This window comes from Acinetobacter sp. FY683 (genome assembly GCF_059515885.1).
Genome location: NZ_JCAKNA010000003.1, coordinates 166,827 through 180,074, shown reverse-complemented (window position 1 = coordinate 180,074; position 13,248 = coordinate 166,827). Strand labels below are relative to the sequence as shown.

Below are 13,248 nucleotides of genomic sequence, written 5' to 3'. Positions count from 1 at the left end.
TTGCTGGTTTACCAATGGGACATGAGTTCACTTCTTTGATTCTTGCATTGTTACAAGTATCAGGTTACGCACCTAAAGTTTCTGATGAAGTTCTTGCTCAAATTAGAGGTTTAAACCTAACTGCTGACTTCGATGTATTTGTATCTTTAAGCTGCCATAACTGTCCTGACGTTGTTCAAGCGCTTAACTTAATTGCAATTAACAATCCCGGTACAACTGCAACCATGATTGATGGTGCATTCTTCCAAGACGAAGTTGAAGAACGCAAAATTATGGCAGTTCCAATGTTATTCCAAAATGGTGAACACATTGGTCAAGGTCGTATGACTTTGGAAGAAATTATTGCGAAGTTAGATACAAATTCTGCTGCAAAAGATGCTGAGAAATTAAATGCAAAAGAAGCATTTGATGTATTGGTGATTGGTGGCGGTCCTGCAGGTAACACTTCTGCAATTTATGCTGCACGTAAAGGTATTCGTACAGGTATCGTCGCTGAACGCATGGGCGGTCAGGTTATGGATACTATGGATATTGAAAACTTTACATCAGTACAAAAAACTCAAGGTCCTAAATTTGCTGCTGAAATGGAAGCACACGTTCGTGAATATGGTGTAGACATCATGAACTTACAACGTGTATCTGACATTAAAGGTGCAGATCAAACAGCAAATGGCTTAGTTGAAGTCACTTTAGAGAATGGCGCAAAACTAGAATCTAAAACAGTGATTCTTTCAACAGGTGCACGTTGGAGAGAAATGAATGTTCCAGGTGAGCAAGAATACCGTACACGTGGTGTTGCTTACTGCCCGCACTGTGATGGTCCATTATTCAAAGGCAAACGTGTTGCTGTGATTGGTGGTGGTAACTCAGGTGTAGAAGCAGCGATTGACCTTGCGGGTATTGTTGAACACGTAACATTGGTTGAGTTTGATACTAAATTACGTGCTGACCAAGTCCTTCAAGACAAATTAAATAGCTTGCCAAACACAACTGTCATTAAGAATGCGTTATCTACAGAAGTGGTGGGTGATGGTTCACAAGTAACTGCACTTAAATATAAAGACCGTGCAACAGATGAAATTAAAACGGTTGAGCTTGCTGGTATCTTTGTACAAATTGGTTTGTTACCAAACACAGACTTCTTAAAAGAAACTGCTGTTGAGCTTTCAAACCGTGGTGAGATTGTGATTAACGACCGTAATGAAACTAATGTAAAAGGTGTATTTGCTGCAGGTGACTGTACAACTGTTCCTTACAAGCAAATTATCATTGCGACAGGTGAAGGTGCTAAAGCTTCTCTATCTGCTTTTGATTATATTATTCGCTCAGGTCAATAATATTCACTTTTAACTGTAAAGTTATTACAAAAGGCTTAGCTATAAAATAGCTAAGCCTTTTTTTTAATAGAAGTTTTACTCAATGTAGGTTACATTTTGTAAACAATTATAGATATTTTTATTAAAGAAAATTAGATTATATTTTGAACTCACCCATAACTGGGTATAACAAAAGGAAAAAATCAAAATGAATAAGTTACTTCTTGCTTTAGGTCTTGTTGCTACTGTTGCTCTTGTAGGCTGTAACAAAGATAAAGCACCTGAAACAGGTGCAACTACTGGGGAGCATTTAGAAAATGCTGCATCTCAAGCAACTCAAGATATTGCAACTGCAACAGATCACGCTACATCTGAAACTAAAGCTGCCACAGACACTGCTGTTGCTAAAATTGATGCTGCAACTAAAGATGCCGCTGCTGATATTAAAGATGCAACAGCTCATGTAGCTGATGCTGTTGAGAAAGGCGCTGCAGACGTTAAAGAAAAAGTTCAACAATAATCCATTCTTTAAATAAGCCCCTTTCTAGGGGCTTATTTTTTATATTTAAATGTTATATCAATTGCATATTCATCAACATTATCGCTAAAGTGGTGTCACAAAATACAATAAGAGTAATGTAATGTCTTATTCACATCACCATGAAAAACATTTAATTCAACGTGCAGGTTGGCTTCGAGCATCAGTTTTAGGTGCAAATGATGGCATTATTTCTGTAACAAGCCTGATTATGGGTATGGCAGCAAGCGGTGCCTCTACTCAAACTTTACTTATTACTTGTATTGCAGGATTAATTTCAGGTGCAAGCTCTATGGCTGCAGGTGAATATATCTCTGTAAAATCTCAAGTAGATATTGAAGAAGCCGACTTACATACAGAGCGTAAAGAGTTAGAGAAAAACCCAGACTTAGAACTTAAAGAACTAACGCATATTTACGTATTACGTGGCTTAGACCCCAATTTAGCACATGAAGTTGCTGTTCAATTGGCAGCTCACAATGCTTTGGAAGCACATGCACGCGATGAAATTGGTATTCATGAAAATACATCTGCAAATCCTTTACAGGCAGCAGGCTCTTCTGCCCTTGCATTTTCTTTAGGTGCTCTTTTTCCGATGTTTGCCATTCTGCTAAGTCCAGAAGGCTTAGTCGATAAAACTGTTATGATCGTAGGAGTTTTATCCTTAACAGTTTTAGGTGCAATATCAAGCTATTTTGCAGGAACATCAGTTATCCGAGGTGCTTTACGAGTCACGATTTGGGGAATTATTGCCATGGCATTTGCAAGCTTAATCGGCTCTTTTTTTGATGTAAGTTCTTTTTAATTCATCAATTAATAGTTATCAATATAACTGATTTAATACATCAGTTATATTCAGGAAGAAATAACACTTTTCCAAAACAAATCTAATTAAAATAATCCCAACTATTTTAGTTGTATTTGTTTCTCCCATGTCAATTATTGCTGCGCCAGCAAATCGATCGAATACATCGGTTTGGATGGCTTTTTTACTTTTAATTCTAGGTACGCTTGGTGCTTATCAAGTTGTCGGTCTAAATCAAGCACTATTATTTTTAATTGGTGGTGCTTTAGGTATGACTTTATACCACGCATCATTCGGCTTCACTTCTAGCTGGCGTGTGTTTATTAAAGAGCGTCGTGGTCGTGGCTTACGAGCTCAAATGATTATGCTTGCTTTTGCTGTTTTACTTTTCTTTCCTGCCTTAGGTGTTGGTGAGTTATTTGGTAATCCCGTAAAAGGAAATGTAAGTCCTGTTTCAATGTCTGTAATGATTGGTGCTTTTATCTTTGGTATTGGCATGCAATTAGGCGGTGGTTGTGCTTCTGGTACGCTTTACACCGTTGGCGGTGGTAGCGCACGTATGATCGTAACGCTGTTCTTCTTCTGTCTAGGCTCTTTAATTGCAACTTCACACATTGGCTGGTGGTTTGCACTTCCTCATTTAGAACCTATTTCTCTTGTAAAAAGCTTAGGGGTTGCTCCTGCTTTAATTCTAAACTTTGTTTTATTTGCTGTTATTGCCGCAATCACAGTTTTTGCAGAGAAAAAACGTCATGGTTCACTTGAAGTTGAACCAAAAAATGAACATCAAGGTTGGAAGCGCTTTATTCGTGGCCCTTGGCCTTTAATTTGGGGCGGTATCATCCTTACCCTTCTTAACTTTGCAACACTTGCACTTGCAGGTCGTCCGTGGGGTGTAACTTCTGCACTTGCTGTTTGGGCAGCTAAATCTGCAAGTTTTGTGGGTGTAGATGTTGCATCATGGTCATATTGGCAACAACCCGGCAATGCAAAAGCACTAACTGAGTCACTTTGGTTCGACATTACCTCAATGATGAACTTCGGGATTATGATTGGTGCTTTATTTGCAGCAAGCCTTGCAGGTAAGTTTGCACCAAACTTCAATATTCCAAAGCGCTCTTTAATTGCAGCTGTTATTGGTGGTTTATTGTTAGGTTATGGCGCACGTTTAGCTTATGGTTGCAACATTGGTGCTTATTTCAGCGGTATTGCTTCTGGTAGCTTACACGGTTGGTTATGGTTGATTTTCGCATTTATTGGTAATGGAATTGGTGTAAAACTTCGCCCTATTTTCTTCCCTGGTGAAAAACCAAAACCTGAACAACTGACTGGTTGTTAACTTAGAAATTCAATTTTTAAAAGCCCATCTCATGATGGGCTTTTTCTAACTAAAATAGATTTTTATCACGACCCAATCGCAACACAACCTACTCTTAAATTTATGTAAAATTTCACGCTCAATAATTTAAAAATCAAAAAATGAAAAAAATCTTTTATATTTAAAATTCTATTAATGATTATTCTATTTATAACTTTTTTTATCGTTGGAAAAATAGCAACTATTTTTTTTAGTGCAGAAAAAAAATTATAGGAGGTATTATTAAATGGATTTATTTTTATATTGCTTTTTTCATTGCAATATATGATTTCAATGATAAATCTAATGATATATAAACAATAAGTTTTCACAAAAAAAGCCCCGAGGGGCTTTTTAAAATTCTTAGATTAAGCTTTCTTTTTTAAAGTTTCATCTAATACTTCTTTATCTAAAGCATTGTCCCAACGAGCTACAACAATAGTTGCACACGCATTACCTACTAAGTTAGTTAATGCACGACATTCAGACATGAAGCGGTCAATACCAAGAATTAATGCCATACCTGCTACAGGAACCGCAGGAACAACAGATAACGTAGCCGCTAAAGTAATGAAGCCTGCACCAGTTACGCCTGCTGCACCTTTAGAACTAATCATAGCAACTAATAACAAAGTAATTTGTTCGCCAATCGTTAAGTCGATATTACATGCTTGTGCAATAAATAATGCTGCCATAGTCATGTAAATATTCGTACCATCAAGGTTAAATGAATAACCCGTAGGAACAACAAGACCAACAACTGACTTTTCACAGCCTGCTTTTTCCATCTTATTCATAAGCGTAGGTAACGCAGCTTCTGAAGAAGATGTACCTAATACAAGCCATAATTCATCTTTAATATAACGAATTAAATCAATAATTGAGAAACCGTTATATCTCGCTACCGCACCCAAAATAACCAATACAAAAAGTAAAGATGTAATGTAGAACGTTGCGATTAATAACATTAAGTTACCAATACTTGAAATACCGTATGCACCAATAGTAAATGCCATCGCACCGAAAGCACCGATCGGAGCAAACTTCATTAACATGCCTACAAGTTTAAATACTGGCGCAGTTAAATGATTTAAGAATTCTGTAATAGGTTTGCCTTTTTCGCCAACACTAGCAACAGCCAAACCAAATAATACAGCAACAAATAATACTTGAAGAATCTCGCCACCAACCAAAGGACTCACCAAAGTCTTTGGAATGATATTCATGAAGAAATCTACAATAGATGCATCATGTGCTTTTTCAACGTAAGTTGCTACTTTATCACCAGAAAGATGTGCAGGATCGATATTCAAACCTTTACCTGGCTGAATGACATTGGCAGTAACCATACCAACAATAAGTGCCAAGGTAGAGAATGTAATGAAATAAAGCATTGCTTTACCTGTTACACGACCTACAGACCCCATATTGGTCATACCAGCAATACCAGTACTTACCGTTAAGAAAATCACAGGCGCAATAATCATTTTTACAAGCTTAATGAATGCATCACCAAGTGGTTTTAAGCTTTCACCAAATTCAGGAGCAAAGTGACCTAATGCAATACCCGCAAGAATTGCAAAAATTACTTGCACATATAAAACTTGATAGAACTTTTGTTTTTTAGGCGGCTGAGCATGCTCATCTGCATGAATATCCATGGGAGACCCTTTCACAAAATCTAAAACATTTAAACGCTATATGCTTACAGTAACTATAAACAATAACCACAAAAAAATAACTGCGGGGATTTTAATGAAAAGTTATATCCAATGATAGTAATAGATCTAAGCCTTTAGTCTAGTATTTAGATTAAAAATATCGTTAATTTACAATATCTTAAAAAAATACAGTACAAAATTAAATCAAAAAGTGGTTAAAAAATTAAGGTAGCAAAACCAACAATGTTTATAAATTAAACAAAATAATTCATATAAAAAATCTATTAACACATAAAATACAGATGCTTAATTATTTAAATAAAAAACCACAACAAGTGAATATTTGTCAGAAATATTAAAGGACTTTTTACATCCTCTTTATCAGTATTATTTTCTTAATTTATAGTTATACAAAAAAGTCTATCAATCAATGATAGACTTTTTAAAAATGTAATTACAATGCTGCTTTTAAATTACAACCATAACCCATTACTTGTTGAACTTGGCGATAGGTTGTGTATCGATTTAAAATAAAATCATAAAAAGAATCTACCGATGAAAAATCCTGTTGAAGATTTTCTTTGTCAGCATTCGGCAATTTAATATCATTTATTAGCTGTAAATTGTAATGACCTAAACGGTACATTTCAGCAAAGTAACCATTCATCAAATCACAATATGCAATTTTAGTTGGTTTTAAAGATGTACTCGCAACTAAATGCATATTTAAGGTTTTCAAATCATTTACATCTAATGGAAATTGATGTGCAAAAGCAACACTTTCCGTTTGTTTGAATTTCTTAAAATCTACAGCAAAATTTTCATTTAATTGTACAAAACGCTTTTGTAAGGCCTCTGCACTGTCCACCTTATACTGGCTTGCATTCACAATAGGCTTAGCATCTTCAGTTTTCGAACAACCTGTAAAAACCACACTTGCAATTAAAGTCGCCCAAAGCAACGGCTTCATATTTCAATCACCAACATTTATTTAATTTCAAAATCATTATGCCTGAAACATTCAAGATCATGCTTTATTTAAATACTCTTTTTATTCACAACATGTGACCAACCAATTTAAATTCAACATTTTCACTTTTTATTCCAACAACCAACCAATCTCTCTAAATGTTTACTGCTGTATTTTTAAAGTAAATATTGAATATTATTTGCCTATTTTTGCGAGCTTGGGCAAAGTATTCAAAAAGGAGACATTCAATGGATATACTTACACGCCTCGGCATTCGACACCCCATTTTCCTTGCCCCTATGGCTGGCGTATCTACTCCAGAGCTAGCAGCAGAAGTCTCAAGTCAAGGTGGTTTGGGTGCATTAGGTTTAGGTGCAAGCTCGGTTGAATCTGCTCGACAACAAATTATAAAAACAAAAGAACTCACCGATCATCCATTTCAAATTAATTTTTTTTGTCACAACAGCACATTAGTCGATGAAAATGTTGCCACTCAATGGATTACTTCACTTCAAGATAAATTTGCAAAATATGGTGTAAAAGCCCCTCAAGCTTTGCAGTGTATTTATCCTAGCTTTAAAGATAACGATGATTTTTTAAATTTAGTATTAGAAACAAAACCTAAAGCTGTTAGTTTTCATTTTGGTTTGCCACATGCTCATCAAATTCAGGCATTAAAAGATGCTGGAATTATCACTATGGTATCTGCAACCAATCTTGCAGAAGCTAAAGTTATTGAACATGCTGGCATTGATATCATTATTGCTCAAGGTATTGAAGCAGGTGGGCATCGTGGTATTTTCAATGAGGATTTTGATGCTTCAATACGTACAAGCGACTTAGTTCAGCTTATTAAACAACACTGCACTCTGCCTATTGTTGCAGCAGGCGGTATTATGAATGGTCATCAAGCGAAACAATTTCTAGATTTAGGTGCAGATGGCGTACAGCTAGGAACTGCTTTTGTTCAATGTAAAACATCTAATGCAAATGAAGCTTATCGTAAGGCTTTATTTAACCAACCGCTTACTCAAATTACAGCAAGTATTTCAGGCCGCCCTGCTCGTGGTTTAATCAACCATTGGCATAAAGAAGTAGATACACCCAATCGACCTCTGGTTCCTCCTTATCCATACACTTATGATTTAGCAAAGCAGTTACATGCTGCTGCAAGCCAACACGGCGATCATGACTATGGTGCATTTTGGGCTGGTGCTCATGTTGCACAAATTCGTAAACTAGAAGCACCCGATTTAATAAATCAGCTTATTCTTGAAATGAATATAAACTAAGCTGTAATAAAAAAGCTTCTATTAGAGAAGCTTTTTACTTTATTTCGTTTCAAGTAAATTCACGTGTTCAACTTGAACATCACTCATAATTTCACCATGAGCAAGTAAATTATTAAAGTAATCTTCCACAACTTTAAATTGATCGACCGTCGATTCTACCTTATACATATTTTGGCGAAACTCATTACTTGCACGTAACCCTTTTGTGTACCATGCAATATGCTTACGAGAGATACGACATCCTGAATATTCACCATAAAACTCATAAAGTTCAGACAAATGTCCAAGCAAAACATCTTTCACTTCTTGAATACTTGGTGCAGCTAAATGCTCACCTGTTTTTAAATAGTGTCCAATTTCACGGAATATCCAAGGTCGACCCTGCGCAGCACGACCAATCATGACAGCATCAGCACCTGTATAATCCAAGACATATTTGGCTTTTTCAGGGCTATCGATATCACCATTGGCAATAACTGGAATGCTCAGCATGTCTTTAACATCTTTAATTAAAGAATAACGTGCCGTATTTAAATACATATCTTCACGAGTACGACCATGTAAAGCTAACGCAGCAATACCTGCTTCTTCCGCACGTTTCGCTACTCGCATAATATTTTCATGACCATTTAAATAACCCAAACGGGTTTTTAATGTCACTGGCACATCTACAGCTGCCACAACAGCATCTAAAATACGGGCAACTAAATCTTCATCTTGAAGCAATGCCGAACCTGCAAGCTTATTACAAACCTTTTTTGCAGGGCATCCCATGTTGATATCTACAATTTGTGCACCATTTGCGACCTGATAACGTGCAGCTTCAGCCAAGTCGGCAGGATCTGAGCCTGCAATTTGGGCAGAAATAGGCGCTAGTTCACCATCAAAGTTGGCACGATATAAGCTTTTCTTACTCATGCGTAAGGTCTTATCTGACGTCATCATTTCACTCACAGCATGCCCTGCACCAAAGTACTTGCATAGTGTTCGAAATGGACGATCTGTCACACCTGCCATAGGAGCGACAATCAAATTATTTGACAGTTGATAAGGACCAATATACATATATATTCTTAACTTTTAGGACTTGCGTAGTATACTGCATCTCCCCTATTAGCTCATCACCTGTGAACGAGTTTTCCATATATGAAAGAAAAAGTGTTTAGTTCAGTGCTTAAACCTGTATCTATTTTAGCCTTTTCAATTGCCTTAACAGCGTGTGGCAATGGCTCTTGGTGGGCAAGTGATGAACCGACATTAAAACAAGAACAACTCAAACGATTACTTCCAAATCGTGTAAACGACCGTGAATCTTGGTCTAAAGATATTTATGATATTGCTGAACAGTTTGGTATTCCACAAACCAAAGAAAATATGTGTTCTATTATTGCTGTGGTCGATCAGGAATCAAATTTCCATGCAGATCCAGAAGTTTCAGGCTTAGGTGCAAAAGCAGTTAAAGAAGTACAAGAACGCTTAGAAGAAAAATTTACTGACAAACTTGGTGATACTATTGGAACACCTATTGCAGGCTACTTCCAAGATGTTTTAAAAAATCAGCCAAGTCCTGAAGACAACTATTTAAGCCAAATGCGTCGAGTTAAAACGGAACGCCAACTTGATGAACTTTACCGTGAAATTTTTGACTATATGTCTAAACACTATCACGTTAGTGCTTTAACAGGCGCTGCAAAATTAGTAGGACAAGATATTGGCGAGAAGATGAACCCGATTACAACATTAGGTTCTATGCAAGTTCATATTGGTTATGCCAAAGAACATAAGCGTCAAAGTGGTAGCGTGGCAGATTTAAGAACCGATTTATACAGTCAATATGGCGGTTTATATTATGGAATTCATCGTTTAATGATGTACCCTGCTAGCTATGACAAACCGATATATCGTTTTGCTGATTACAACTCTGGACGTTATTCTAGCCGTAATGCTGCATTCCAAAGTATGCTCAATGACTTAACCACAACAAAACTTGATTTAGATGGTGACTTACTTCTTTACAATAAAGATGGTGATCCAAAATCGGTTCAAAGTCAGTCTGAACGTGAACTTATTAACGTGTTTTCCAAAAATAATGTTCTCATAACACCGCGCCAAATACGTTCAGATTTGAAAAAAGAAAAAGATCAGGATTTTGAAGACACCGCAACCTATGCCGCGGTTAGCAAACTTTATAAAGAAGCGACAAACAAAGAACCAATCTATGCGATTATGCCTGAAGTTGTTATTACAGGCCCTAAACTCAGTCGTGACTACAATACAAATTGGTTTGCTTCACGTGTAAATGGACGCTTTGAAACATGCATGAGAAAAGCAAGAAATATAAAAATTTAGCGATTTTTGATTTCGATGGAACCCTGTACAAGAAAGATAGTTTCACAGGGTTCATCTTCTATACACATTCAAAAAAGCACATCATAACGCAAGGGTTTAAAATTTTACCTTGGATTCAGGCTTATTATTTAAAAGCCTATCCTGCTCATGCGATGCGTCCAAAGTTATTTCAGGCGATGTTTAAAAATGCCGATGTAAATACCATTGAAAAAATTGCCGAAGAATATGCCCACCATATTACAAAAAACTATAATCCTGAACTATTACTCAGACTACGGGATCACCAAAGCTTAGGAGATGATGTTGTTTTAGTTTCTGCAACAATCGATATTTATTTAAAATATGTGGCTAAATACCTTAATATTGACTTCATCTGTTCACATGTTGAAATACAAAATGGGCAATATACTGGAAGCTACACTACACCAGATTGTAGCAACCAAGAAAAAGCCAACCGCCTTTTAAAACAATACAAACTTAGCCAATACCAACATGTTTATGCTTATGGCAATAGCGATGAAGATCTTGCCATGCTTAATTTGGCACATTACTCACATTATGTTGGCAAAAGCACTCAACTTCCTATATTAGAAAAAACTAAACAATTGGCTTAAACCACACATAAAAAAAAGCCACTGATTTACAGTAGCTTTTTAAAACTTTATAAGCTTACTTTTTAAATGGGAACGCATATTTCACAATACGTTTAATTACACTGCCATATTGCTTAACCAAGCTCGCATTATTGTAATTTAAGCCATATTTTTCACATACTGCCTGCACTTTTGGCGCCATTTTACGATAACGACGCGCAGGAATATCAGGATATAAATGATGTTCAATTTGATGGCTTAAGTGACCCGTCAGAATATGGAAAGCTTCAGAACCTGTTAAGTTTGAAGAGCCACGGATTTGACGCATATACCAGTGACCACGACTTTCATTCTGCAGTACCTCTTTGGAAAACACTTCAACATCTTTAGTAAAGTGACCACAGAAAATAATACTGAACGTCCAAATATTACGAATACCGTTGGCAACACAGTTACCAGCTAAAACAGGTAATGCCGCAGGACCTGCAATCACAGGAAAGAATACATAATCTTTGACCAATTGCTTAGTCATTTTCTTTTTCATAGGAGCAAAGCGTGATTTAAACTCTTCTTTGCTCATACGTCCTTTCAAGTATTTACCAATTTCAAGATTTTGTATTGCAACACCCCATTGGAACAGTAAACAGAATGGAATGCTATAAAGCGGTTGTAATAAATAACCTTTCTTCCAACGCTGTTCTGGGAATAAACGCAGTACACCATAACCAATATCATCATCCATACCTTTAATATTGGTATAAGTATGATGTTTGTAGTTATGCGTTTGACGCCAATCGTCTGCTGTACCGACAATATCCCATTCGTATTTTGTACCATCAAACTTAGGATCATTCATCCAATCATATTGACCATGAATAACATTATGTCCTAATTCCATGTTTTCCATGATTTTAGAAAAACCAAGTAAACCTGTACCTAATAACCATGCTGGCGGAAACCATCCTGCAAACAACAATGCACGACCAGCAATTTCTGAGTATTTCACTGTCGAATATACACGGTTAATATATTTTGCATCTTTTTCGCCTAAATCATCTAAGACCTCTTGGCGAATAGCATCAAGTTCACGTGCCAACTCATCTTGCTCAGCCTGAGTTAATTCACGATTTTTAGGGTTCTTAAAATATTCAAGTTTTACTGGCATATTCATATTTATAGCCTCTTATAAATCTATAACTAAGTCAGTTTGTGCCGAGTTAACACAAATTTTAAGTAAATTGCCTGGTTCGTTATTTTGCGAACCGTTTACCAAGTTTTTAGTAGAACCTTCCGATTTATTGCATGCGCATTTATTACAAATACCCATACGACAACCATGTTTAGGCTTAATATTCTGTTGCTCTAAGCCTAATAAAATTGGCTGACCTTTCGGAATTGCAACAATTTTATTTGACTGTGTGAGCGTCACATTCACAAATCCAACTTCATCATGTAAAACAGGTGTCATGCTAAATGCTTCTGTTTTTACATTTGTAGCATGAGCAAATAACGATTCAACATTTGCAGTAAAACCTGACGGTCCACATGCATATACCGTGCTCTGCTCAATATTGTCTAATGTTTGTAGATGCGATTCATTTAAACGTGCAGCAGCTTGCTCAATATCTTGCGTATAAAAAAATGTAACTTTGAAGTTTTCATACTGTGCTGCTAGTTTTTCAAACTCTGCCTTAAAAGCAACATCCGCTTGAGTTTTTACCCAATACAATAATGTCACTGGCATGGTTTTAATTTTAGCTGAAACCACTAAAGCTCGAATTAAGCTATACATAGGTGTGATACCACTACCCGCAGCAAGCAAAATTAAAGATGAATGATCTTTTGGAAGGAGCATGTCACCATATGGACGACCAAACTCTAGAATATCTCCAACTTTGGACTGTTCTAACAACCAAGAACTCGCCACACCATTTTCAACTTTCTTAGCCACAAGTAATACTTTTTTAGCATCAACCTGCGTCAAACTATAAGTGCGTTCGTAACGAATTCCATTTACCACAATAAATACTGGATGATGCTGTCCTGCTTCACCCACGCTAAATTTACGATTAAATTCAATCGTTAAAGCAACTGTGTCATTTGCAATAACTTCTTTTTTCACAATTGAACCTAAAGCCTGATTTACAGACCACAAAGGGTTCAATTTTTGAAGCCAGAAATTTGTTGAATATGGATCAATCACCACATCAACTAATGTAGATAGAGGAGATTTCGTTTTTTCGATTGCATGCATAGTTCGTACACCACGCCTTTGAATTTTTAATTATTATACACATGTATATATATTTGTATATATACATGTATTGTATCCAATCATTTCAAAGTGTAGTCGTAATGGTTATAATA

At 36.3% G+C, this 13,248-nt stretch carries 12 protein-coding genes; 7 read left to right on the top strand and 5 right to left on the bottom strand.

Annotation, left to right across the window (positions count from 1 at the left end):
* The 4 genes from ahpF to AC5YDH_RS02895 all read left to right on the top strand — a co-directional run.
* On the top strand, nucleotides 1-1,337 hold a 1,337-nt coding region (gene ahpF, locus AC5YDH_RS02910), incomplete at its 5' end, for an alkyl hydroperoxide reductase subunit F (protein WP_496116784.1).
* Nucleotides 1,338-1,524: 187 nt separating this feature from the next.
* Nucleotides 1,525-1,836, top strand: coding sequence for a hypothetical protein (locus tag AC5YDH_RS02905; protein ID WP_496116783.1), 312 nt, complete (start codon nucleotides 1,525-1,527; stop codon nucleotides 1,834-1,836).
* A gap of 121 nt (nucleotides 1,837-1,957) precedes the next feature.
* Complete coding sequence (locus AC5YDH_RS02900; RefSeq protein WP_496116782.1) at nucleotides 1,958-2,659, top strand: VIT1/CCC1 transporter family protein; 702 nt, start codon at nucleotides 1,958-1,960, stop codon at nucleotides 2,657-2,659.
* A gap of 127 nt (nucleotides 2,660-2,786) precedes the next feature.
* Nucleotides 2,787-3,998, top strand: a complete 1,212-nt coding sequence (locus tag AC5YDH_RS02895; RefSeq protein ID WP_496116781.1) for a YeeE/YedE family protein — start codon at nucleotides 2,787-2,789, stop codon at nucleotides 3,996-3,998.
* A gap of 386 nt (nucleotides 3,999-4,384) precedes the next feature.
* On the opposite strand, the gene AC5YDH_RS02890 is transcribed toward AC5YDH_RS02895, so the two are convergent.
* Together AC5YDH_RS02890 and AC5YDH_RS02885 are read right to left on the bottom strand one after the other, a co-directional pair.
* Nucleotides 4,385-5,677 (bottom strand): dicarboxylate/amino acid:cation symporter, encoded by a 1,293-nt coding sequence (locus tag AC5YDH_RS02890; RefSeq protein ID WP_496116780.1) that lies wholly within the window; start codon nucleotides 5,675-5,677, stop codon nucleotides 4,385-4,387.
* A 454-nt stretch (nucleotides 5,678-6,131) separates the two neighbouring features.
* On the bottom strand, nucleotides 6,132-6,647 hold the full coding sequence (locus tag AC5YDH_RS02885; RefSeq protein WP_496116779.1) for a hypothetical protein: 516 nt from the start codon (nucleotides 6,645-6,647) through the stop codon (nucleotides 6,132-6,134).
* A 248-nt stretch (nucleotides 6,648-6,895) separates the two neighbouring features.
* On the opposite strand from AC5YDH_RS02885, the gene AC5YDH_RS02880 reads away from it, so the two are divergent.
* Nucleotides 6,896-7,939: an NAD(P)H-dependent flavin oxidoreductase gene (locus AC5YDH_RS02880; protein WP_496116778.1), complete on the top strand. Its 1,044-nt coding sequence runs from the start codon at nucleotides 6,896-6,898 to the stop codon at nucleotides 7,937-7,939.
* Nucleotides 7,940-7,978: 39 nt separating this feature from the next.
* On the opposite strand, the gene dusB is transcribed toward AC5YDH_RS02880, so the two are convergent.
* Nucleotides 7,979-9,004, bottom strand: a complete 1,026-nt coding sequence (gene dusB / locus AC5YDH_RS02875) for a tRNA dihydrouridine synthase DusB (protein WP_496116777.1) — start codon at nucleotides 9,002-9,004, stop codon at nucleotides 7,979-7,981.
* Between the two features lie 81 nt (nucleotides 9,005-9,085).
* Here dusB and AC5YDH_RS02870 point away from each other — a divergent pair, with 81 nt between their 5' ends.
* Both AC5YDH_RS02870 and AC5YDH_RS02865 read left to right on the top strand, forming a co-directional pair.
* A complete protein-coding gene (locus AC5YDH_RS02870) occupies nucleotides 9,086-10,288 on the top strand; it encodes a DUF1615 family protein (RefSeq protein WP_496116776.1) in 1,203 nt (400 codons plus the stop codon).
* Complete coding sequence (locus AC5YDH_RS02865; protein WP_496116775.1) at nucleotides 10,255-10,902, top strand: HAD-IB family hydrolase; 648 nt, start codon at nucleotides 10,255-10,257, stop codon at nucleotides 10,900-10,902. The genes AC5YDH_RS02870 and AC5YDH_RS02865 overlap by 34 nt, the downstream gene beginning before the upstream one ends.
* Nucleotides 10,903-10,957: 55 nt before the next feature.
* Here AC5YDH_RS02865 and AC5YDH_RS02860 read toward each other — a convergent pair whose 3' ends face one another.
* Together AC5YDH_RS02860 and AC5YDH_RS02855 are read right to left on the bottom strand one after the other, a co-directional pair.
* Nucleotides 10,958-12,052 (bottom strand): fatty acid desaturase family protein, encoded by a 1,095-nt coding sequence (locus tag AC5YDH_RS02860; protein ID WP_496116774.1) that lies wholly within the window; start codon nucleotides 12,050-12,052, stop codon nucleotides 10,958-10,960.
* A 12-nt stretch (nucleotides 12,053-12,064) separates the two neighbouring features.
* Complete coding sequence (locus AC5YDH_RS02855) at nucleotides 12,065-13,135, bottom strand: flavin reductase family protein (RefSeq protein ID WP_496116773.1); 1,071 nt, start codon at nucleotides 13,133-13,135, stop codon at nucleotides 12,065-12,067.
* Nucleotides 13,136-13,248: the final 113 nt, after the last annotated feature.